At 36.6% G+C, this 23896-nt stretch carries 18 protein-coding genes and 1 riboswitch; of the genes, 10 read left to right on the forward strand and 8 right to left on the reverse strand.

The genetic code is table 11. The features are described from left to right. The first annotated feature begins 237 nt into the window (after positions 1-237). Entirely contained in the window at positions 238-2859 is a 2622-nt protein-coding gene (locus ACY0M5_RS04525; RefSeq protein WP_461630945.1) for a valine--tRNA ligase, read from the forward strand. Positions 2860-2958: 99 nt separating this feature from the next. Here ACY0M5_RS04525 and ACY0M5_RS04530 read toward each other — a convergent pair whose 3' ends face one another. Continuing rightward, positions 2959-3324 carry a hypothetical protein gene (locus ACY0M5_RS04530; RefSeq protein ID WP_156194972.1) on the reverse strand — a complete coding sequence of 122 codons (366 nt, stop codon included), beginning with the start codon at positions 3322-3324 and terminating at the stop codon, positions 2959-2961. A 470-nt stretch (positions 3325-3794) separates the two neighbouring features. Here ACY0M5_RS04530 and ACY0M5_RS04535 point away from each other — a divergent pair, with 470 nt between their 5' ends. The 4 genes from ACY0M5_RS04535 (at position 3795) to ACY0M5_RS04550 (ending at position 8792) form a co-directional block, all read left to right on the forward strand. Further along, positions 3795-4187, forward strand: coding sequence for an HU family DNA-binding protein (locus ACY0M5_RS04535; RefSeq protein WP_156194971.1), 393 nt, complete (start codon positions 3795-3797; stop codon positions 4185-4187). Positions 4188-4441: 254 nt separating this feature from the next. After that, the gene (locus ACY0M5_RS04540) at positions 4442-5779 is read left to right on the forward strand and encodes an NAD(P)/FAD-dependent oxidoreductase (protein WP_461630946.1); all 1338 of its coding nucleotides are present in this window, start codon (positions 4442-4444) and stop codon (positions 5777-5779) included. A gap of 221 nt (positions 5780-6000) precedes the next feature. Then, entirely contained in the window at positions 6001-6759 is a 759-nt protein-coding gene (locus tag ACY0M5_RS04545) for a DUF6515 family protein (RefSeq protein ID WP_461630947.1), read from the forward strand. Between the two features lie 527 nt (positions 6760-7286). Further along, positions 7287-8792 (forward strand): glutamine synthetase family protein, encoded by a 1506-nt coding sequence (locus ACY0M5_RS04550; RefSeq protein WP_461630948.1) that lies wholly within the window; start codon positions 7287-7289, stop codon positions 8790-8792. An 84-nt stretch (positions 8793-8876) separates the two neighbouring features. On the opposite strand, the gene ACY0M5_RS04555 is transcribed toward ACY0M5_RS04550, so the two are convergent. Beyond that, the gene (locus ACY0M5_RS04555; protein WP_124994019.1) at positions 8877-10202 is read right to left on the reverse strand and encodes an ammonium transporter; all 1326 of its coding nucleotides are present in this window, start codon (positions 10200-10202) and stop codon (positions 8877-8879) included. A gap of 287 nt (positions 10203-10489) precedes the next feature. Continuing rightward, entirely contained in the window at positions 10490-10891 is a 402-nt protein-coding gene (locus tag ACY0M5_RS04560; protein WP_124994020.1) for a DUF4783 domain-containing protein, read from the reverse strand. A 271-nt stretch (positions 10892-11162) separates the two neighbouring features. Between ACY0M5_RS04560 and rlmH the strand changes: the two genes are divergently transcribed. From rlmH to ACY0M5_RS04575, 3 genes are all read left to right on the forward strand, one after another. Continuing rightward, complete coding sequence (rlmH, locus tag ACY0M5_RS04565) at positions 11163-11636, forward strand: 23S rRNA (pseudouridine(1915)-N(3))-methyltransferase RlmH (protein WP_124994021.1); 474 nt, start codon at positions 11163-11165, stop codon at positions 11634-11636. Between the two features lie 82 nt (positions 11637-11718). Then, complete coding sequence (locus ACY0M5_RS04570; RefSeq protein WP_461630949.1) at positions 11719-15390, forward strand: ATP-binding protein; 3672 nt, start codon at positions 11719-11721, stop codon at positions 15388-15390. A 1-nt stretch (position 15391) separates the two neighbouring features. After that, positions 15392-16168: an MBL fold metallo-hydrolase gene (locus ACY0M5_RS04575; protein ID WP_461630950.1), complete on the forward strand. Its 777-nt coding sequence runs from the start codon at positions 15392-15394 to the stop codon at positions 16166-16168. Here ACY0M5_RS04575 and ACY0M5_RS04580 read toward each other — a convergent pair whose 3' ends face one another. From ACY0M5_RS04580 to era, 5 genes are all read right to left on the reverse strand, one after another. Further along, positions 16169-16762, reverse strand: a complete 594-nt coding sequence (locus ACY0M5_RS04580) for a response regulator transcription factor (protein WP_124994024.1) — start codon at positions 16760-16762, stop codon at positions 16169-16171. Positions 16763-16771: 9 nt separating this feature from the next. After that, positions 16772-17500 carry a hemerythrin domain-containing protein gene (locus tag ACY0M5_RS04585; protein WP_101309628.1) on the reverse strand — a complete coding sequence of 243 codons (729 nt, stop codon included), beginning with the start codon at positions 17498-17500 and terminating at the stop codon, positions 16772-16774. Between the two features lie 349 nt (positions 17501-17849). Continuing rightward, positions 17850-19109 carry a tetratricopeptide repeat protein gene (locus ACY0M5_RS04590; RefSeq protein ID WP_461630951.1) on the reverse strand — a complete coding sequence of 420 codons (1260 nt, stop codon included), beginning with the start codon at positions 19107-19109 and terminating at the stop codon, positions 17850-17852. 129 nt (positions 19110-19238) lie between these two features. Further along, on the reverse strand, positions 19239-20546 hold the full coding sequence (gene der / locus ACY0M5_RS04595) for a ribosome biogenesis GTPase Der (RefSeq protein WP_461630952.1): 1308 nt from the start codon (positions 20544-20546) through the stop codon (positions 19239-19241). Positions 20547-20640: 94 nt separating this feature from the next. Continuing rightward, positions 20641-21522, reverse strand: a complete 882-nt coding sequence (era, locus tag ACY0M5_RS04600) for a GTPase Era (protein WP_461630953.1) — start codon at positions 21520-21522, stop codon at positions 20641-20643. Positions 21523-21816: 294 nt separating this feature from the next. Further along, a riboswitch (FMN riboswitch) is annotated at positions 21817-21935 on the forward strand. 115 nt (positions 21936-22050) lie between these two features. Between era and ribD the strand changes: the two genes are divergently transcribed. Continuing rightward, the gene (ribD, locus tag ACY0M5_RS04605; protein ID WP_461630954.1) at positions 22051-23175 is read left to right on the forward strand and encodes a bifunctional diaminohydroxyphosphoribosylaminopyrimidine deaminase/5-amino-6-(5-phosphoribosylamino)uracil reductase RibD; all 1125 of its coding nucleotides are present in this window, start codon (positions 22051-22053) and stop codon (positions 23173-23175) included. A 37-nt stretch (positions 23176-23212) separates the two neighbouring features. Next, complete coding sequence (locus ACY0M5_RS04610) at positions 23213-23872, forward strand: riboflavin synthase (RefSeq protein WP_461630955.1); 660 nt, start codon at positions 23213-23215, stop codon at positions 23870-23872. The last annotated feature ends 24 nt before the right edge of the window (positions 23873-23896 follow it).

Here is a 23896-nt window from a genome sequence, read left to right on the forward strand (position 1 = left end):
AAAAAAATGATTTTTATTGCTTTTCAGCATCCCGTTAAAAATCTGAAATTTACTCTCCAAATCAGTGATTATAAAATAAATGCATAGTTTTATTAATTCCCTTATTTTTATTGCAAATTACTTACAGATCGCTTTCAGACAGATTGTTGCTTTTTGTTGGAGATATATCTCTCAGATTTTCTTAATTTTGAGCCAAATTTTTTTAGTAGTATAGATTTTTAAATTTTAGTTAAACACATGGAAATCCCAACAAAGTACAATCCTGCAGAATCGGAGGACAAATGGTATAAGTATTGGATGGATAAAGGATTCTTCCACTCTGTACCTGATGAGAGAGAGCCGTATACAATTGTGATACCTCCGCCAAACGTCACCGGAGTGTTGCACATGGGGCATATGCTAAACAATACAATTCAAGATGTATTGGTGCGTAGAGCCAGATTGCAGGGAAAAAATGTCTGTTGGGTGCCGGGTACCGATCATGCATCTATTGCGACAGAAGCTAAAGTTGTAAACAAGCTAAAGCAGGAAGGCATTTCAAAAGATGACATTACCCGCGATGAGTTTATGGCGCATGCCTGGGAATGGAAAGAAAAACATGGCGGAATTATTTTAGAGCAGCTGAAAAAATTGGGTGCTTCATGTGATTGGGAGCGTACAGCTTTCACCATGGACGAATCTCTTTATGAATCTGTGATCGATGTTTTTATCGATTTATATAAGAAGGAAAAGGTTTATCGTGGTGTTCGTATGGTGAATTGGGATCCATCTGCACAAACAGCTGTTTCCGACGAGGAGGTAATCTATAAAGAATTACAATCGAAACTATATTATTTAAGATATCAGGTGGAAGGCAGCGATGAGTACATTACCATTGCCACCACCCGTCCTGAAACAATTTTGGGTGATACGGCAGTTTGTATCAATCCAAAGGACGAACGCTTTGCTCATTTAAGAGGCAAGCGTTGCATTGTTCCTTTGGTGAATCGTTCCATTCCGATCATCGAAGATGAGTATGTTGATATGGAATTTGGTACCGGTGCTTTAAAAATTACGCCAGCTCATGATATTCATGATTACGAAATTGGTGATCGTCATAATCTGGAAACCATCGATATTTTTAACGATAACGGAACCATGAGTGAGGCAGCACAGCTTTATGTTGGTAAAGATCGTTTCGAAGTTCGTGATTTAATTATGCCTGATTTGGAGAAAGCTGGCAACTTGGTGAAGGTAGAAGATTACGTAAATAAAGTAGGTTTTTCGGAACGTACCGATGCTGTAATCGAACCTAAATTGAGTATGCAGTGGTTCCTGAATATGAAAGAATTGGCCAAACCGGCTCTTGAGCATGTAATGAACGACGATATTCAGTTGCATCCTCCAAAATTCAAGAACACTTACCGTCATTGGATGGAAAATGTGAAGGATTGGTGTATTTCCCGTCAGTTGTGGTGGGGACAACGAATTCCGGTTTATTATTTGCCTGAAGGCGGATATGTAGTAGCCAGATCAATTGAAGCCGCACTTGTTGAAGCAAATGCCAAAACAGGAAAAACATACAAAGCAGAAGACTTACGTCAGGATGAGGATGTGTTGGATACATGGTTCTCTTCATGGTTGTGGCCAATTTCTGTCTTCGATGGTATTCGTAATCCTGAAAACGAGGAGATCAAATACTATTATCCAACCAACGATTTGGTTTCCGGACCGGATATTCTGTTTTTCTGGATTGCCCGTATGGTAATTTCAGGTTATGAGTACCGTGGCGAAAAGCCATTTAGTAATGTTTATTTAACTGGTATTGTTCGCGATGAATTGGGCCGTAAAATGTCAAAATCATTGGGTAACTCACCTGATCCGTTAGACTTAATTGCTAAATATGGAGCAGACGGGGTTCGTGTGGGAATGCTGTTGTGTTCTCCTGCCGGAGGCGATTTGCTCTTCAACGAGAACCTACCTGAACAAGGACGTAATTTTACTACCAAGATCTGGAATGCATTCCGTTTGGTAAAAGGTTGGGAAGTTGCCGATATCGAGCAACCTGAATATGCCCGATTGGCAACAGAGGTTTTCCATGCACGTTTAAACAACACCATGGAAGCTTTGGATGAGCAGTTCAAGCAATATCGCATCAGCGAAGCATTAATGACTGTTTACACCTTATTCCGCGATGAGTTCTCATCATGGTATTTGGAAATGGTGAAACCAGCTTATCAGCAGCCAATCGACAGGAAAACTTTCGATTCGACCGTAGCTCTTTTCGAGAAGTTGATGCAGTTACTCCACCCATTCATGCCTTTCTTAACAGAGGAAATCTGGCAGTTACTTGCCGATCGTACCGATGAGGACAGCATTATGGTTTCAGTGATGCATAAGCCAGATTCTTATGACGCTAATTTGTTAGCCAAGTTCGAGCAGGTAAAAGAAGTGATTGTTGCTGTTCGTAATATCCGTAAGCAAAAAAATATCGCTTTTAAGGAAGCTTTAGAGATGAACTACAAAGCAAAAGAGGATAATTACGATACTTCTTTCGATTGTGTAGTGGCTAAAATGTGTAACCTAAAAGAGATTACTGTAGCAAATGGAGAAATGACTGGTGCAATGTCGTTCATCGTAAATGCAGTTGAATATTTTATTCCTTTGGGCGACTTGGTCGACGTTGAGGAAGAATTGAAGAAAATGGAAGAAGAGTTGAAATATACCAAAGGTTTCCTGATTTCGGTTCAAAAGAAAATGAGCAACGAGCGTTTTGTAAACAATGCACCAGCTAAAGTCATCGAAATTGAGAAAAAGAAAATGGCCGATGCCGAAGCTAAAATCAAAGTTTTAGAAGAACGTATTGCCAGTATGAAATAAGAGAAGTATTCTCTATTATAGTAATGCCGTTTCATCCATTTGAAACGGCATTTTCTTTATTCGTCTAAGGAATGAGGATTAAATCATATTCATGTCTTATTAACTATCCTTGCAGCTAAATAAAAGAATGTTATCTGTTACCATTTCGTAGAATTTTTCCTTCTCTTCAGCTTCAAAAATTTTTACAATATTTCCTTCGCAATCCCACAATGTTATTTTAAACATAGTAAGTGCAGCAGGGTCGTTATTTGTAATCAACACGTAAAAAACAGTTTGTTCTTCATATACTGCCTGATATATATATTTATTAGTATATCTATCACAGTTAGTTAAAGTGTTTTTCACTTTTTGCAGCCATGTTAAATCTGTGCATTCACATTCGCACGTAAGTAAAGGTTCATCTTCCTTATTGTCACAATAAGTTAGGGTAGCAAAACAAAATAATAGAAAAAGAAACTGTTTCATTTTTTTTAGATTTAAGATGTGTATTTATCTGCAGGATGTATGTTTTGTTAAATGGTTGCGCTGTTTGCAGAATTTTATTTTGAGAATAACCAATCGAGAAAAAGAAAATGGTCGATGCCGAAGCTAAAATCAAAGTTTTAGAAGATCGCATTGCCAGTATAAAATAAGAGAAGTATACTCTATTGTATTAATGCCGTTCCAATGATTTGGAGCGGTATTTTTATGCTCTAAAGTCTAAGTTCTAAACCTGCCTCTATCTGTACTCTACCTACAAGTTGATTAGCTTCTACCGTACATTGGATATTTCTCTCAGTACAATAAGAAAGTTTAATGTACATCAAATTATATTTTGATGTACATTAAAATTATTTTTCATGTACATCAAAAATGATTAACTTATAGGTGTAAGTTAGATATTCTCATTAGGAAGAAATCAACTTGTAGTAAGGGACAATTCAAATTATCAGCATATGGCAGTCTTCTATAAAGCAGTGAAAATAAAAACACCATTGAGTAAAAATGGTAAAACTGAAATGTATTATCCCCGGGTAGCTAACCGACGGAAGGAAAATTTAAGGGATATAGCAGAACGTATTTCAGACATGTCCTCGTTTAACAGGTCGGATGTGATTGGAGTTTTAGAGGCATTTACTCAATTAATTCCTCAGTTGCTGAAAGATAACAGTAGTGTTGAATTGGGAGATTTGGGTACATTTTCTCTTCATATTTCGGCCGAAGGGGTAGATTCGGAAGAACTGGTAACACGACATCGTATTAAGAAAAGTACGATTGCTTTTCGTCCCGGTAAGCGAGTGAAGCAAGATATTGCAAGAGTCGATTATCGAAAAATTCCGAAGAAGTGAAAGAGATTTTTTTTTGCTTGTGGTTGGAAAATAAGAGTTTTCCACATATTTTTTGATCCATGCAAATGGGTTTTAACCCGTTCGAAAAATATATTTTCCGTTGCAAACGGTTGTAGTTTCTGTTCAATTAGCTTATTAGAGAAATAATTCTTTATTTTGTAGAGGATAAAAGAGTCCGAAATTCCAAAATAAGATTTGGATGAGGGGAATAGTGGCTGAATAGTCTAATTTGAATACTAAAAGATTAAAAAAATATGGATACGATTAAGCATATCCCTGAAAATGGAAAAACCAGAATTGTAATTATTGGTGGTGGTTTTGCAGGTTTAAAACTTGCACGTCAGCTGGTAAAAACAAAGTATCAGGTGGTGTTAATTGATAAAAACAATTTTCATCAGTTTCAGCCTTTGTTTTATCAGGTGGCAACCTCTGGTTTGGAGCCAAGCTCTATTGCTTTTCCCTTGCGGAAGATTTTTCAGAAGCGGAAAAATGTGCATTTTCGAATGGCTGAATTGTTGGAGGTGAATCCAAATGTGCAAGAGATATACACAAGTCTGGGGTCTTTGAAATACGATCATTTGGTATTGGCTACCGGTGTGGATACCAATTATTTCGGAAATAAGAACATCGAGGAGTTTGGTATTCCTATGAAATCGGTGTCCGAAGCCATTTTTCTGCGCAATTCAATTTTGCGTAACTACGAAAAGGCGTTGAATGAATCGGATCCGAAAAAGGCGGCCAATTACATGAATATTGTTTTGGTGGGAGGTGGTCCTACCGGTGTTGAATTGGCAGGTGCTTTGGCCGAAATGAAAAATGAAATCCTGCCAAAGGATTACCCGGAGCTTGATTTTTCTTTAATGAATGTGTATTTGTTCGAAGCGTCAGATCGATTGTTGAGCGGCATGTCGGAGAAAGCATCAGCGAAAGCGAAAACTTACTTAGAGAAATTGGGTGTAATTGTAAAAACGGAGGCTCGGGTTGCCGATTACGACGGACTTAAAATTAGTTTGGCTGATGGAGAGGAGTTTTACTCATACGCTTTGGTTTGGGCTGCGGGGGTTGTGGCTAATTCCATTAAGGGTATTTCGGAGATTGCTGCAAGTCGTGGAGGAAGACTTCGTGTTGACATGTATAATAAGGTAAGCGGTTTAAACAATGTGTATGCTTTGGGCGATTTGGCTTTGCAAAAAGAGGGGGAATATCAGAATGGTCACCCACAGGTTGCACAGGTTGGTTTGCAGCAAGCTGGTGTTTTGGGTAAAAACCTCATAAATATTCAACAGGGAAAAAGCATGAAACCTTTTCATTATAAGGATAGAGGATCATTGGCAACAATTGGAAAGAATTTGGCTGTCGCTGATTTGCCTGGAATTAAAACACAGGGTTTTTTGGCGTGGATTCTTTGGTTGTTTGTGCATTTAATGGCAATTGTGGGTGTAAAGAACCGATTCTTTATCTTGATTAATTGGGTTTGGAATTATTGGACTTCGGATCAATCGCTGCGGGTTTTAATTCGACCGGATAAACGAAGTTTTACGGATAGGGCTTCAAAAAGGCATCAGATTAAAGACCCGGTTAACTTGAATTAAGGAGGCTGAAAGTACCAATTTTACTGAAGATTGGTGCTTTTTTTATTTTTGGCACAAGCTTTGCATCTATTCAGTCAAAGTATACCGGTACTTGACTTTTAGAAGATTCGTCCCTACCATAGGATGACAATATTGAAAGCCATACAAGAGTGTGAATTGAGTATTTAAATTTCATCCTGCACGAAAGGGCTATTTGGCTTACACATTAAAAACTAAATGCCATGAGAAAGTCTGTATTATATAAGTTGACAGCCAGTATAGTATTGGTTTCAGCAATCGCAATTTCTACTACAAGTGTATCAGCTCAGCGCAGATCGCAACAAAATGAGAAGACCCGTTACGAAGAACGAAATAAATCAACTCGTTTGAAAGATGCTGATAGAAATGAGAAATACAACAAGAGTCGTTATTCAGATTACTCAGATCAGAAAAGGAATAATGCGTCTAATAAGAAGAGTGCAAAATATCACAAAGCGTGGCATGCAAATGGGCATTCAGGTCAATATAAAAACGAGCACGTAAATAGAAATAAGCATTGGGATCGGAATCACAGAGGGGCGCATGTGAAATCTTATCATTCTTCAGGTGATCGTTACAGAAGTTATCGTTATCCAAAAATGGTTCATACCAATCAACGTTACAGAAACTTTTACAACAATCATGGAAACAATTGTTATCGTCATGAACGTTACGGAAATGTAGTTTTAAGATTTGCTGTTGCACCGGTTGTAATCCGACATAGTTACGGAGATTACTATTTTTCTGATGGAGATTTTTATAGATTCTATCCTGAAGTGGGATATGTTGTAGTTGATGCGCCAAATTCTTTGTATTTCTCTTATGTTCCTGATAACTGCCATAGGATTTTGCATCATGGAAATGAATATTACACAAATGGAGATATGTGTTTTGTGAAGCATAGATATGGGTTTAGATTGGTGAGTGCTCCTGCCGGAATACATTTATCTTTGAGATTTTAAGTGAAAGACTAATTATTCGAGCATTATTGAACAGTACTAAAATAGACTTGCTTTTAAAAAATAAAAAAATACAGGGGTGTGGTTTGTAAAAAAGACAAAAATGGTCTTAAAATTTGCAAAACTACACCCTTCTCTTGTAAAAAATGACGTTTTATGGCTGGCATACTCAAAAACGGGGTATTTTGTTGTGACTTGTTTTTCTTTTGAGTTGATACCTGATCAATAAAGGGAGTAGGAAGGGGAGAAATATAAGATAATCTGCTTGTGTATACACTTTTTAGGGGTGTATGTGAAAAATCTTATTTTTTGTACTCGAAAACGATTTCGAGAAGCTGTTGTAAAACAGGTTTTAGCTTGGGTTGATCAATGAATTTTATCTTTTGTGTGTTCTGATTTTATTGGGATTTATGGCTTTTTATGTTGTGTGTTCTAAATTCTGAATTCCGCTTGGATATTCAGTGGAAACTAGGCTATTTTATCCCTCAATAACAAATGATAACAACAACACAATTTAAAACAAGCGTATTATGACAAGGGATGAATATTTAATGGATCCAAATAAGTTGGTTCAATTCCTGCAAAAACCAAGCAACGAGTTCACAAAAGAGGATCTGATAAGATATATAGCAGAGAATGGAATTAAGATGATTAATTTCCGTTACGTTGCTGAGGATGGAAAATTGAAAACCTTGAACTTTATTATTACCGGGAAAAGCCATTTGGATAGTATTCTATCTTCTGGCGAGCGCGTTGATGGATCAAGTTTGTTCTCTTATATAGGAGCAGGTTCAAGTGATTTATACGTGATTCCCAGATTTAAAACGGCATTTGTGAATCCTTTTTCAGAAGTGCCGTGTCTGGATATTCTTTGTTCGTTTTATACTGCTGAAGGAAAACCAATGGAAAGTGCTCCTGAGTACATTCTAAAAAAGGCACATGAGAGCTTTAAAAAAACAACAGGCCTTACTTTTAAGGCAATGGGTGAGCTCGAATACTATATTAAAAGTTCAAATCATACATTATATGCTGATGTTGATCAGAAAGGATATCACAGTTCCCGGCCTTTTACTAAATGGGAAGGTTTGAGACGCGAAGCAATGGTTTTAATTGCTCAATGCGGAGGGAAAATAAAATACGGACACTCAGAGGTTGGGAATTTTTCAGCGGGTGATGATGGTTACGAACAACATGAAATTGAGTTTTTACCGGTTGAGGCAGAAGATGCAGTTGATCAGTTGGTGATTGCAAAATGGATTGTGAGAATGTTGGCTGCCCGTGAGAATGTATTGGTGAGTTGGGCACCAAAAATTACTGTTGGTAAAGCCGGTAGTGGTTTGCATATTCATATGTTGGTAGAAAAAGACGGCAAAAATATTTGTATTGAAAATGGAAAGTTGAGTGATACGGCTAAGAAAATGATTGCTGGTATTTTGAAACTTTCCGGAGCTTTAACAGCTTTTGGAAATACGATTCCGACTTCTTATTTACGTTTGGTTCCGCATCAGGAGGCTCCGACTTACGTTTGTTGGGGAGATCGTAACCGCTCTGTTTTAGTGAGGGTTCCTCTTGGTTGGGTAGGTGCTGCGGATATGATTAAGAGTGTGAATCCGTTCGAACCGGCTGATGCAAGAGATTTTTCAAGTAAGCAAACTTTTGAGTTCAGAGTGCCGGATGGTTCTGCAGATATTTATTCATTGGTGGCTGGTTTGATTGTTGCAGGACAGTATGGATTGGAAATGGAAGATGGCTTGCAGGCAGCTGATGAATTGTATGCAGATGTAGATATTTTTGCTTCGCAGTATAAAGAAAAATTAGATGGTTTGAAGCAATTGCCGACTTGTTGTTGGGAGAGTGCAGATTGCTTGCTTGAGCAAAGAGAGGTTTTTGAGCGAAATGGTATTTTTACAAAGGGAAGAATTGATGCGGTTGTGAAAAAATTAAAATTATATGAAGATTATGGGTTGAATGACCGAATTCTGGGTAATGAAGTTAGGATTATGGAGATTGTAAATGATTACATTCACTGTATGTAAATTTGGGAAGAATACTTACTAATAAGTTTTTTATATGGGGGTAGTCCCGCAACGAAAGTTGCGGGACTTTTTTTATGATTTCCTTTATTCTTTGTATGCAAATGAGTAGGATTCATCGTGTTGTGATATATCTAAACCTTTGGCTTCAGAGTATTCTGAAACTCTAAGTGTAACAAATTTGTTTGTTATCCAATATAGGATGTAGGATCCTCCGAAAGTAAAAATTCCAACAATTACCAATGCAATGATGTGCATTAAAAAAGTTCTGATCTCTCCATGTATCAGTCCAACATCATGAGCAAATACAGCGGTTAAAATCATTCCTGTAATTCCTCCCATTCCGTGTGCCGGAAATACATCAAGGGTATCATCAAGAGATGTTTTTCCTTGTAAGGTGATTGCGTAATTGCTTACGATGGATGCTATTACACCAATAGTAATGGATGCTCCGACAGTTACAAATCCTGCGGCAGGAGTAATGGCTACAAGTCCAACAACCAAACCAATTGCAGCTCCTAATCCTGATGGCTTGTGTCCTCGGGCACCATCAAGGAAAATCCAGGTTAGCATGGCTGCCGCTGATGCTGTATTTGTATTTAGTAAGGCTAATACTGCTGTCGATGAGGCTTCCAGGGCCGATCCGGCATTGAATCCAAACCATCCGAACCAAAGCATTCCTGCACCAAGAAGCACGAATGGAATGTTGGAGCGTTTTTCGTTGTATTTCGATTTTGTTCTTTTTCCGAGAAACATGGCTCCGGCAAGCGCTGCGAATCCTGCAGACATATGAACAACAGTACCTCCTGCAAAATCTAATACTCCCATGTTGCGAAGAAATCCGTTTGGATGCCAGGTCCAGTGTGCAAGCGGAGCATATATAAATATCGTGAAAAGGCTTATGAAAATCATATATGCTCTAAATCTTACCCTTCCTGCAAAAGATCCTGTGATTAAAGCGGGTGTGATAATTGCAAATTTTAACTGGAAGAGTGCAAAAAGAGCAAATGGAATGGTTGGCGACATTTCAGGATTTGTGTAGCCTCCTACATTTTTAAACATCAGGAAAGTTAGCGGGTTTCCAACCAATCCAAAGCCGTCAGGTCCAATGCTGTCTCCAAAAGCCAGACTGAATCCAATAACAACCCATATCATACTTACAATTCCCATTGCGACAAAACTTTGAAGAATTGTTGATATAATGTTTCTGGGATCCACCATACCACCGTAAAAAAATGCAAGTCCGGGAGTCATAAGAAGAACCAGGGCGGTTGAGGTCAGCATCCATGCTACATCTCCCGAAACAATGTTTGGATCGTCAACTCCCAATTCAACACTAGGGACAAATATTCCGACAATAGCCACTACAATAAGCAGCAATAAGGCATAAAGCCATTTTTTACTGTTTTTCATCACAATAATGATTTATAAAATGTACAAAATCCGGTTGGTGTGATTATGGATTGTAGTCCGTCAAATATTACGCTTGGGTGGTAAAAATAGAATAAAATTTAGAAACGACCTAATTGAAATGAGGGGTATGGTTATTTAAAATGATTATATTTTTGAGACGGCCCTATTTTTTTAGGGTGAAAGTTCTTTTTGTGTATGGTTTTTTATTTGGAAGGATTTGGATTTGTGGTGGAATTAGGACGAGACATCCTGTAAAAAGAAAGGCTCCAATGTATTTGGAGCCTTAATTAGTTTTTTTCGATTCGTAGTTGATGTACAACAAATTTTCCTGTATCATTTTTTAGCAGAAAATTAACCCGGAAGTCTCCATGGCTAGTTGTTAAGCTCCCAATCACATATCGGGCTTCAGGTTTCCCGCCTTCATGTTTTTTATTGAATCCTGTCGGAGGAAATTCCTTAAAGAATTTAGCCATGATTTGTTTTGCTTGTGATTTGCTGTAAATAGCTTCCTTATCTTGTATCGTTAATTGAACTCGATCTCCAAAGAAATTTGATAAGCTTATACTATTGCCTTGTTTAAAAGCATTGATCAGTTCTCGTGGTAAATCATCCTGATTTTGTGAAATTGCTGATGAACAACAAACTAAAAGGAAGAATATTCCTGTAAATATGTATTTTATAGATCTCATATGAATAATTTTCAACTTAATATCATATACCTTTACACAAATACTGTGCGAAAAATACACTGCAAGTTAAAAAAAATCTGAATTTCTTTTTCTAAATAAGAAAAGAATTGATTATTATGATGTGTGCAGTCAGTCATATAGATACTTTCATCTTGCAGGAATTGTTTAAAGTTTGAGTACTATTTTCGACGAAAGGAAATTAAGATTTTTTTTGCGCAAATTTTTGCCAAAACAACAAATAAGGGGAGTCATAATTGAAAATTATAAATAAATGAAAATTGTTCTTTTAGTTATTGGAAAGACAGATAAGGATTTTGTGAAAACGGGGATGGAAGAATATCAAAAGAGATTGGTGCACTATCTTCCTTTCGAGATGAAAATAATTCCAGATATAAAAAATACGAAGAATCTTTCTGAAAATCAGCAGAAGCAAAAAGAGGGGGAATTAATTTTAGAAAAGATTAAGGCCGGAGATACATTAATATTGCTCGATGAGGGAGGAAAAGAGTTTTCTTCTGTAGCTTTTTCTAATTTTATAGAACAAAAGATGATCGGCGGAATTAAAAATTTGGTTTTTGTAATTGGCGGTCCTTATGGGTTTTCTGAAGATGTGTATCGGAACGCACAAGGAAAGGTTTCGTTATCGAAAATGACTTTTTCCCACCAAATGATTCGGATGATTTTTACCGAGCAATTGTATCGGGCAATGACAATTATTAAAGGAGAGCCTTATCATCACGTTTGATGCTTTGAACTAATTATGCTAATTTGTGAGGAGTTTAGCATGAATTTTGTATCTACAATAAAACATTTCAAAACTATCCGAATTGAAAAATAGACTTCTCAAATATATTCCTGCGATTTTAACGTTGGTATTTCTTCTGTTGGCAGTTTCTACAGAGTATTATTTTAGGCAAAATGACCGCCTTGCAAATGTGGCCAATCATGCCCGGCAGGTTTTGGAGAGAAAAGAACAGCTGCTGAAAAATGATCTTGGCGAACTGCAGACTGCAATCGCACAAAAGGATGGAGTACTTCAAAAATACGATAGCTTTTCTGAGTTTGAGAAGGACCTAAAAAAAGATGGATTTGTTCTGGTTGCCTATAAACAAGATAGTTTGTTGTTTTGGAGCGATAATTCATTTCTGATACCTGAGAAAAGCTTTCTTGAAGAAGAGAATTCATTGGTTGTCCGGCTGGATGATGGATTCTATTTTATGCAAAAACAGAAGGTGGATTCAATTGATCTTTATGGATTCTTACTTTTAAAAAAGATTTATCCATATCAGAATAAATTTCTGAAAAATCATTTTGGGCCGGATTTTTTCATCCCCGATTCTTTTGATATTTCTTTACATCCGAATGTGGGAGCTTCTGTTAGCAATTCTGATGGCAAATTCTTGTTTTCTTTATCGGATGATAATGCGGGAATGGGCAGCAGAAGGGGACAAAAAGGAGTGGGTTTACTGTATTTATTGGCGATTCTGTCTGGTTTAGTATTCTTCAGTATCTTACTGCGGCAATTAAAAGATTTGAAATTAGGTCTTTCAGCTTTTCTTGTTTGGGGAGCAGGTTTGGTGCTTTTACGATATTTTATGTTGCTTTGGGGATTTCCTGCTGTTTTTTCAAAGTTTGAGATCTTTTCGCCTGTTTTATTTGCGAGTTCATTTTTCTTTCCATCCTTAGGCGATTTTGTAATCAACTCGTTCTTTTTATTTGTTTTCGTTTATACCTATTCAAGGTTTTTGGTAAGCAATCAATTCTTCAAGCCTAAAAGTTCATATCAGGTTGCCGGATGGATTTATGTGCATTTAATACTGTTTTATCTACTGTATTTTACAATCGAGGATTTGTTTGAAAGCTTGATTTTTGACTCTAGCTTTAGTTTGCAGATGTTTGTATTTCAGGACAATGGAATTTATGTTTTTATAGGTTTTGCCATTTTGATTTTTTTATTTTACGCTCTGGGACAAATTGCAAATCTATTAGGCCAAATTGCCCGGGATTATTGGAATTTAAAAACTTATTTACTCGCAGTTATTCCTGTATCCATAATTTTAAGTTTGATATTTTATTATTTCAATCCTGTAAAACCCGATGCTGTAACTCTGGGCTTTCCAATTTTGATGGTTTTTGTCTTGGGTCTCATAAATTATCAGAAAGATAAGGGAGGCCGATATTCTTTATATGTGGCTTTGCTTTTAGGTGTTTCAATCTTTGTTACCAACAGGATCAATTCTTTCTCCAGCCAAAAGGAAAAACAGGATAGACAAGTGGTGGCAATGAATCTTTCTACAGAATATGATCCAACTTCTGAATTTTTTTTGATGGAAATTCAAGAGAAACTCGATCAGGATTCAATATTGAAAGATTTGTGCAAGCAACCTTTTAGAAATGAACCTGAAATAGCAGACTATATTCAAAATAAATACTTTACAGGATTTTGGGAGCAATATCATCTTCAGGTTACTATTTGCAGCAACATAGATGACTTAAATATTGAGCCCGATAATCAGATCAGAAATTGTTTTGAGTTTTTTGAAGAAATGATTGTGACAACGGGTGAACCCATTCCGAATAGTAATTTTTACTACTTGAATGAGTTTGATGGGATGGTTTCATATTTAGGTGTTATTTCCAATCCATCGTTTGCTTCCGATGAGGTTAAAATTTATCTGCGTCTCGATTCTAAATTTGGCAATGAGGGTTTGGGATATCCGGATTTGTTGTTGGATGAAAAAGTTGATTTGCGCCCGGTAAGTCATGAATATTCGTATGGGAAATATCAAAATGGGAAGCTGATTGCTTCTTCCGGCAAATTCAATTATTTCATGAGTAATGCCGGATTTGGTGAAAGTTCTGCCGATTTTTTCTGGAAACAGATTGATGGGTACGACCATTTGGTATATAAGTTTGGTGATAATGCTGTTGTAGTGAGTTGCCCTTCAGTATCATGGTATGACCGAGGGATAACTATTCCGTATGTTTTTGTTCTTTTTTATGTTTTTGGATTTTGTATTTGGATGCTTGAGAAGGTTTCTTCTAAATTCAGAATAAATCTAAGTTTCAAATACCGGATTCAATATTCAATTATTGCTCTGCTGATGCTATTCTTCCTTTTGTTGGGTGGTGGGACTGTATATTATAACATTAATCAGGCCAACGAAGCGAATAGCAGAAGTCTGCAAGAGAAGTTACTGTTGGTTAAACGTGAGGTAATTCGGGATTTATCGGGTGATAGTTCACAAAAATCAGAGGTGTTAACAGATCAATTAAGGCAATTGTCAAATTTGATTTTTGCAGATATTCATTTGTATGATTTGTCAGGGAAATTGATTGCAACATCCAGACCAGAGATATTTGAGAAAAAACTGCAGGGGAAGAGGATGAATTTTGCCGCTTACGATCAACTTTTTTTTAATGAGCGAACTCATTTTATTCATAAAGAACAAATTGGGAAAATGTCTTACTTGTCGGCTTACGAATCTTTGGTTGATGAAAATAATGAAACCATTGCATTTGTAAATCTCCCTTATTTCCTAAAAAGCAAAGAGCTGGAAAAAGAAATGTTTAATTTAATTCTTGCCGGGGTAAATCTTCATGTATTGATGATTTTGCTGGCCATTTTTCTTTCGGTAATTATATCGAATAAAATAACTTATCCGCTTCGTTTAATTCAGAGCAGACTGAAGGCAACACGTTTTGGTTCGTATGGTGAGCAAATTGAATATACTAAAAATGATGAAATAGGTAGTTTGGTGAAGGAATATAATCAAATGCTTATTGAGCTTGAAGAGAGTGCTTCCCGTTTGGCAAAATCGGAGCGGGAATCTGCATGGCGGGAAATGGCAAAGCAAATTGCTCATGAAATTAAGAATCCATTAACCCCAATGAAATTAAGTATTCAGTTTCTGCAGAAACGCTTCGAGGACAAAACACCAAATTGGGAAGAGCATTTTAATCGTGTGAGTAAAACATTAATAGAGCAAATTAATGCTTTGTCATCTATTGCTACTGCATTTTCGAATTTTGCAAAGATGCCGGCAGCCAAAAATGAGAATTTAAATTTGGTTGAAATTCTAGAACATACAGTTGATTTGTTTAAGAACGATGATTTTGATTTGAAACTCGATTTGAATTCCATTGAGAATGCAAGTGTTTTTGTTGACAAAGAACAGTTTGTCCGCGTTTTTGTGAATTTAATTAACAATGCGATTCAATCTATTCCGGAAGAAAACCTGGCTCAGGTTGTAATTGAGTTAGAGGATATAAATTCTGATTATCAGGTAAGTGTAATTGATAATGGTTCCGGAATTAACCCGGAGATTAAAGAGAAGTTGTTTTCTCCTAACTTTACAACAAAATCGAGTGGTATGGGATTGGGTTTATCGATTGTTAAAAATATTGTTGAGAATGCTAACGGAAGCATTTGGGTTGAATCGGAGAGGCATATTGGATCTTGTTTTATTGTTCGGATTCCTAAAAGAAAAGAGATATAAGATGATTGTAAAAATACTGGTAGATAATACCGCGAAAGATGGTTTTGAGGCAGTTCATGGTTTTTCGGCTGTGATTGAGGCCGATGAGAAAATTTTATTTGATGTTGGACCAAATTCCCTTTTTATCGAGAATGCGGGAAAAATGGGTGTTGATTTGGATAAAATCAATACTCTGGTTTTGAGTCATGGTCATTGGGATCATGGTGATGGTTTGCAGTTTGTGTCAGGGAAACGTTTGATTACACATCCCGATTCATTTTCTCTTCGTTTTCGAAAGGAAAGCAAGACTACTGTTGGCCTAAAAATGACAAGAAAAGAGATTGCCGAACAATTCGAATTAAAGGAATCAAAATTGCCGGTTTGGATCAGTGAGAAAATGGTTTATCTGGGTGAAATTCCACGATTAAATGATTTTGAATCCCAATCAACAACTTTCCTTTTGGAAGACGGATCGCCGGATTTTGTTGCTGATGATTCTGCACTTGCCATTAAGAGCGAAAAAGGATTAATAGTCATCAGCGGGTGTGCGCACGCCGGCATTTGCAATACGGTGGCTTACGCAAAAGAGGTTTGTGGGGAGGATAAGGTTTATGCGGTGTTGGGAGGTTTTCATTTAAAGAAACTGGATGAAGTTTTTCAGAAAACCGCAAGCTTTTTTCAGGAAGAGAAATTGGAAATATTAGGAGCAACACATTGCACAAGCTTTCTTGTTCAGGATGAGTTTAAAAAATATTTTAAAACGATAAATTTAGAAGCTGGAGTTGAGGTAGAATTGTAACTATTTTACCTCGTCCATAGAAATAAGATTGTGCAGAATTGCATATACCGTTAATCCGGATACAGATTTAATACCCAATTTTTGTGTGATGTTTTTACGGTGAGTGACCACGGTATGAATGCTGATGAATAATTGATCGGCAATTTCTTTGTTGGTTAATCCAAGAGCAATATGTTTTAAGATATTTTTCTCACGGGAACTAATTGTTTCTGAATTTTTATCAGGAAATGAACTTTTGTTATTTTTATTTAGAATTTCCTGCATCATATCAAGAATGGTATTTTGCCCATCCATATAATTGATATAACCATCTGCCTTTAAGTCATTTTTAAGGTTTTTCTTGTTCGATAACAAGATCAGAGAGAGTTTATTTTCATTGAAAAATTCCCTCTTTGCATCCAGACAATCACCGGGCAGCATGTCTGGATTAATAATGAGAATATCCGGTTTTCTTTTGTGCACAATTCCGCATACATCCTCTTTATTATCGATGAGCTGAATCACCTCAGAATTCTCCAGATTTTGAAGTATTGACCGGAGTCCTTTTCGGATCATGCACGAATTATCAGCAATAAGAATCGTAGATCTTGCCATAGTTAGAATTTAAATAAGATTGCAGATCGATTTTTCCATTAAGATAACTTTAGGAGTTAGTACCTTATCCTCAATTCTGGAATGATAGTTCAAATCTTCCTCTAATTTGAACAGATCCTGTATAATTGTATGGTAAAGTGTGCTGTTTGCCGGAGGCGTAAGATATTTGATCATGATGGTTTTTAAATCCATCAGTTTTTCTTCTACATCATTATGCCCTTCCTCGTATTTTTCAATGGAAAATGATTCGAAAATTTCACGGTTTCTTTCTGTAAAATTTTGATTCTTAATGATTTCTTCAACGGCTAAAACATATGGGAAAACAACATTTTCCTCATGCATAATGTGTTCTGTCAGCTCAGATTTATATCCCTCAAAGAAGTTTCTGATCAGCAGAATGTATTTCTGATCTTCAGTGTCTTCCGATTGCAGAGAGATAATTTTTTGTTCAATCTCTGATAATTTATCATTTAAATAACTTGAATGAGTCATTTTAAGATAGTTGACAATGTTCTTAACCGGAATAGTTTGAAGCTCTTCTTTTGGGAAGTAGTCTTTATCGTGATATGCGTTTACAAGCTGTAAAAAGAAGTTTATGTCGACCTCGTTTTCCCTGCAAACATCAGCAACGGTTTTGTCCCCAAATCCCAAATTGATTCCAAAACGGTGAATGACTGGAATGAGCATATAATTCAATTGAATTACATCAGCCAGCTTCATATCCTTTTTAATACGCATAGCTTGTTTTTTTAATTAATCTAAATTAATAAAAAGTGTGGAATATTCGCAAAAACGCATGAAGAATGCAACCGAAAACCGAAACCAAATGGAGGAATAACACTAAAAATTATCTTATGGCAAAAGATTTTTTGAATACCATTTGGTTTCAGTTGTCGCCGGCATGTTTTATCTGTACAAAATTAGTTTCTCCAAATTTGCGGACAATACCTACTTATAGGTATATTATCCCATTTTAAAATTAAGATGAGTCGGTGCAATGCCGATAGATATTTGACAATCAATGTCAAGCCTGCGCAGATAGGGATTATTTGATTTCGTTGATTTTCAATTCAAATACTAACTGGTATTATCTCCCGAAGTGAATGATTTCCTTGATATGAAGTATTCGCGATTTTGCATATTCATATTTAGGATCGTCTATGTCGGAGGTTTGCTGGAGGAATTCGGTGTAATAATCCAGTGCTTTATCTTTATTTTCCCCATACTCTTCGTAGGTTGTTGCAATTTCGTAAAGAATATCTGGGTTCGTGTTGTCTATTTCAAGAAGATTCAGATAGGATGCTGTCGCTTTTTCAAATTGTCTGGTTGCTCCGTACGATTTTGCCAAATACAAATGCATTGAGGCTTCAATAGGTGAAGTGATATAAAAAAGAGCATCTTCCAAAAATTTAATCCCTTTCTCGTGTTGATTCAATCGGGCATAACAAATTCCTGTATGGAAATTAATCATTGGGTCTTTTTCAAAGGTCGGGCCACAACTTGCAAAAGCAGTTAATGCATCTTCATATTGCCGGGTCTGCATGTAGCAAATTCCCAGTTGCCTGTGTTCGGCATCAGTTAGGTCGTTGGATACTTTAAGATCTTTTAAAATTGTTAAGGCATTGTCGTACCATTCCAATCCAATTAAAACCTGAGCCTTTTTCTTTAGCAGTATGGTGTTGTCCGGATAGGTTGCCAATCCCTTTGAGCAGTATTCCAATGCTTGCTGGTAAGCGGTCATTTCATAAAGTTGTTGGATAATATGAACCAATACAGATAAGTCATCAGGGTTGAGTTCGTACGAAATCATATAAGAAGACAAAGATCCTGTGAAATCCTGCATTCGGTCTTTTAAATTTCCTATTTGTTTGTAAATGAAAGGATTTAAAGAATCCGTTTGGATGATTTGTTTATAGACATTTAAGCTTTCTTTGAGTTTATTTTGACCGGAAAGGGTTTTTGCTAAAAGTAAGTTGATTTGATAATCAGAGGAATCAATGGAATGTAAATTGGAAAGATATTTCTCTGCTCCGGGATAATTTCCTAATGAGTACAGACAGGAACTTAAATTCAAGAGTATTGTTTTGGAATTATTGTTTAAAGAGTTAGCTTTTTGATAATTGATGATGGCTAATTTGTCTTTGTTAAGGTTTTGAAAGGCTTTGCCAAGTTGAAAATACAAGAGACTGTTTAAGCTGTCTTTTTTTATCATTTGCTCAAGCATTGGAATTGCTTTGGAGTATTGTTCCGAATACAGGAGTTGATCTACCTTAGTTGCTTTTTGAGAAAAACTTGCAGGAATGTTAATTGCTATACTTAACAGAAGTAGGAGGATGATTTGTTTCATGTCTTGGGTTTATGATTAGGATTTAAATATAACTAAAATTTTAGTTATCAAAAATATTTTTCTCTTTAATGACAAAAAAAACCGACTCAGAAAAACTGAATCGGCTAATGATTGTGCTGTGTACAACACTTATTTTTTTCTCACAAAAATTTGAATCGGCACCCCGGTAAATGACCAGTTTTTGCGGATCTGATTCTCAAGATATCTTTTGTAAGGATCTTTAATGTATTGAGGCAGATTGCAATAGAATGCAAATGTTGGTGCGTGAGTTGGTAATTGAGTTACATATTTTATTTTAATAAATTTCCCTTTCAACGCAGGAGGATTAAGAGCTGCAATTACTTTTTGCATCACATTGTTTAGTTCCGATGTTGGTATTTTACGAATACGATTCTCATAAACCTCAAGCGCCGATTCCAAAACTTGAATTAATCGTTGTTTTGTAATGGCAGAGGTGAAAATAATTGGAACATCTTTAAATGGTGCAATTCGATTTCTAATTTCTTCTTCGAATTCTTTCATGGTATTGGTTTCTTTATCCACCAAATCCCATTTGTTAATCATGATTACAACTCCTTTGCGATTGTTGAGAATAATGTCAAGAATACTTAAATCCTGAGCTTCTACACCACGTGTTGCATCTAAAATCAATACACAAACATCAGCGCTTTCAATTGTTCTGATTGATCGCATTACCGAATAGAATTCAAGATCTTCGTGCACTTTTGGTTTCTTGCGAACTCCGGCAGTATCTACCATGATAAAATCATGACCGAATTTCTGAAATCGGGTATGAATTGAATCTCTTGTTGTTCCTGCAACATCAGTCACAATATTTCGGTCGATTCCAACCAAAGCATTCACAGTTGATGATTTTCCTACGTTAGGACGACCAACAAATGCTATTCTTGGCAAACCTTCATCATCGTCGTTTGGTTTGATCTCAAAATCATTTACTACAGCATCCAGTAAATCTCCTGTTCCCGATCCATTAACCGATGAAATTGGGAAAACCTGTCCGCTCAGACCAATCGAATAGAATTCGTTCGCTGCAAAAATTAAATCCGCATTGTCAGACTTATTTGCAACCAAATAAACTTTCTTTTTGGTGCGGCGAAGTATTCCTGCAACAGCCGAATCTAAATCTGTGATTCCGTGCTGTACATCTAAAACAAATAAAATAGAATCAGCTTCCTCAATGGCAATCATTACCTGTTTGCGGATTTCCTCTTCAAAAATATCGTCTGAATTGGTAGCGTAGCCTCCGGTATCAATAATAGAAAATTCTATGCCATTCCATTCAGATTTTCCGTAATTACGATCACGGGTAACACCAGCAGTTTCGTTTACGATTGCTTTTCTAGTACCTGATAATCGATTAAAAAGTGTAGATTTTCCAACATTTGGCCTTCCTACGATTGCAACTATATTGCTCATTATTTTATTTTTCTAACGCAATCTCTGCGTGTAATTCTTATTCAATTGATTAAAATCCTAAAGATTTCTTCGATTTGTCAATACAGTTTTGAACTTATTGATTGTATCCAAAATTCTTTAGCTGAGAGTCTTTGCTTCTCCAGTCTTTTGCAACCTTAACGTATAGTTTTAAGAACACTTTTTTCCCAAAGAATTTTTCCATGTCCAGTCGGGCTTCAGTTCCAACTTTCTTCAGTGCTTTCCCCTGGTGTCCAATGATGATTCCTTTTTGAGAAGTTCTTTCAACATTAATTACGGCCATAATACTGATCATTTTAGGCTCATCTTTAAATTCTTCAACGGCAACCTCTACCGAATATGGAATTTCTTTGTCGTAGTTAGTCAGTATTTTCTCTCTGATAATTTCATTTACAAAAAAACGGGATGGTTTATCAGTTAGTTCGTCTTTTGCGAAAAAAGGAGGACCTTCAGGCAATAATTCCAAAATGCGGTTAAACAAATTCGGAACGTTAAAATTCTCTGTTGCCGACATTGGGAATATTTCAGCTTTAGGAAGTGTTACTTTCCATCTATCTACCAGTTTATTTAATTTTTCCTGATCAGATAAATCAATCTTGTTGATCAGCAAAAGAACCGGGATGTCAGAATTTTGTACCTTCTTAAGGAATTCTTCGTTTTTATCGATGGTTTCAATAACGTCGGTAACATATAAAATAACGTCAGCATCAACCAATGCCGAAGTTGAAAATTTCATCATCGACTCCTGAAGTTTGTAGTTTGGCTGCAAAACTCCTGGTGTATCAGAGTATACAATTTGAAAATCATCACCATTAACAATTCCTTTAATCCGGTGACGCGTGGTTTGTGATTTCGACGTAATAATTGAGATGCGTTCCCCAACCAAATTATTCATTAAGGTTGATTTCCCAACGTTGGGATTTCCAATAATATTTACAAAACCTGATTTATGAGGCATATGTACTCCAATTTAGTGATTTAAAAATTTTTGCAAAGATAGTACAATTAATACCATTTACGAAAATGTCTGCCACTCATTAAGATGGAATAAAGAACTTGTTGGAGTTTTTTTTATAGAAATACCAATATGTAATGGTTTAAAAGTCCTAATTCGAAGCGTTAGTGTGGCTTAAGTTTTAATGTTTTGAATTTACAGTGTGTTGTAAAGACTGTTTGTGCGATTTGTTTTTATTTTCTAAAACTATATATTTGTAGCAGAATAAGGAATGAGAACTTTGTTCTAAATATTTTATTGTTTCTTCAGGGCAGGGTGAAATTCCCGACCGGCGGTGATAGTCCGCGAATCTTTAACGAGATTGAACTGGTGTGATTCCAGTACCGACAGTACAGTCTGGATGGGAGAAGAAAAACAATTGATCAATTTGATTGATTTCATGTCGATGGAAATTATTTCCGTTCGGCTATACCTATAATAGATGCCCTGAATAGTTTAATGAACTGTTCAGGGCTTTTTGTTTTTATGCAGATGAGCAAAGAATATCAATACATGCAGAGAGCCTTTGAGTTGGCTAAAAAGGGAATAGGAAGAGTAAATCCTAATCCTTTGGTTGGTGCTGTTATTGTTCGTGATAATAAAATTATTGGCGAGGGATATCATGAGTTCTTTGGTGGTCCGCATGCCGAGGTAAATGCATTTCGATCTGCAACAGAATCTGTTGAAGGGGCAACAATGTATGTGACTTTGGAGCCATGTTCCCATTATGGTAAAACACCGCCTTGCGCCGAAGCAATTGTGAAAAATAGAATTGGGAAAGTGGTGATTGGGATGCTGGATCCGAATCCATTGGTGGCGGGAAAAGGAGTAAAATTACTTGAGGATAATGGAATTGAGGTTGAATACGGCTATTTGTGCGAAGAATTAAGTCAGATGAACCGTGTTTTTCTGAAATTTATTCAAAATAAAATTCCCTATGTGGTGATGAAAACAGCCATGACTCTGGATGGGAAGATTGCCAGTGAAACGGGTGATTCCCGTTGGGTTTCCAACGAAAAATCACGGGCACGGGTTCATCAGTTAAGAAATGAACTGGCAGGAATCATGATTGGTGTTGATACGGTGATTGCCGATGATCCGATGCTGACGACCAGATTGGGAAAAGGAGAAGGACGAAATCCGGTAAGGATAGTGGTGGACAGTAGTGCCCGGATTCCTTTGGAATCAAAAATATTGAATACGGGTGTTCAGTCCAAAACAATTGTTGTTGTAACAGATAAAGCTGACTCTGTAAAGATTGCACAAATTGAGGACTTAGGAAATTCCGTTATTATTGCAAAATCCAGAGATGGAAGAGTTGATCTTGCTGATTTAATGGTGAAGCTTGGAAGTGAAGGCATTGATGGAATTTTACTGGAAGGAGGAGCAACGCTTAATTTTTCGGCTTTGGAAGCAGGCATTGTTGATGAGGTAATGTCGTTTATTGCGCCTAAAATTATTGGTGGTGCCAATTCTAAATCACCGGTTGGGGGCGAAGGAATCAAATTCATGAAAGATGCCATCGAATTGGAGCATATCAAGATCGATCAGCTTGGAAATGATCTGATGCTGACAGGGAAAATAAAAAAAGTGTGGCAGATAGTGGATGCTTTGTAATCTGATAACTGTTTACCAATAACTGATAATTGAAAAAATGTTTACAGGTTTAATTGAAGAAATAGGAAACATTAAGTCCATTCAAGGTGGAGGCAAGTCAATTCGATTGACTGTTTCGGCCCGTAAAATTATGGATGATGTGAAGCTGGGTGATAGTATTGCAACCAATGGAATTTGTTTGACAGTGGTTAGCTTTAATTCTACCGGTTTTTCGGCAGATGTTATGCCGGAGACAATGAGCCGAACAAATTTCGGATTGTTGGGAGCGGGAAGCCGCGTGAATTTAGAGCGGGCTCTTCGCGTTGGCGACCGGATGGGTGGTCATATGGTAAGCGGACATATCGATGGTTTGGGCGAAGTTGTAGGCAGGGAGCAAGATGATAATGCCATTTGGGTTAGCATTGCGGCACCTGGTAATATATTGAAATATATTGTGGAGAAAGGTTCTGTTGCCATTGATGGTATCAGTTTGACTGTGGCCTATGTAGATGAGAAAATTTTTAAAGTTTCAATTATTCCCCTTACACAGGAAGATACAACTTTAACTTCTAAGAAAAAGGGAGAAAAAGTAAATCTGGAATGCGATATGACTGCAAAGTATATTGAAAAATTCATGCTTCATAGAGATGAGGAAAGTGCTCAGGTGGAGAAATCGGATATTTCGATGAATTTCCTGAAAGAGAATGGGTTTGCATAAAAAGTAAAATTGGAAACAAAACAA

This window comes from Labilibaculum euxinicum, from assembly GCF_963678175.1.
In the GTDB taxonomy this organism is placed as follows: domain Bacteria; phylum Bacteroidota; class Bacteroidia; order Bacteroidales; family Marinifilaceae; genus Labilibaculum; species Labilibaculum euxinus.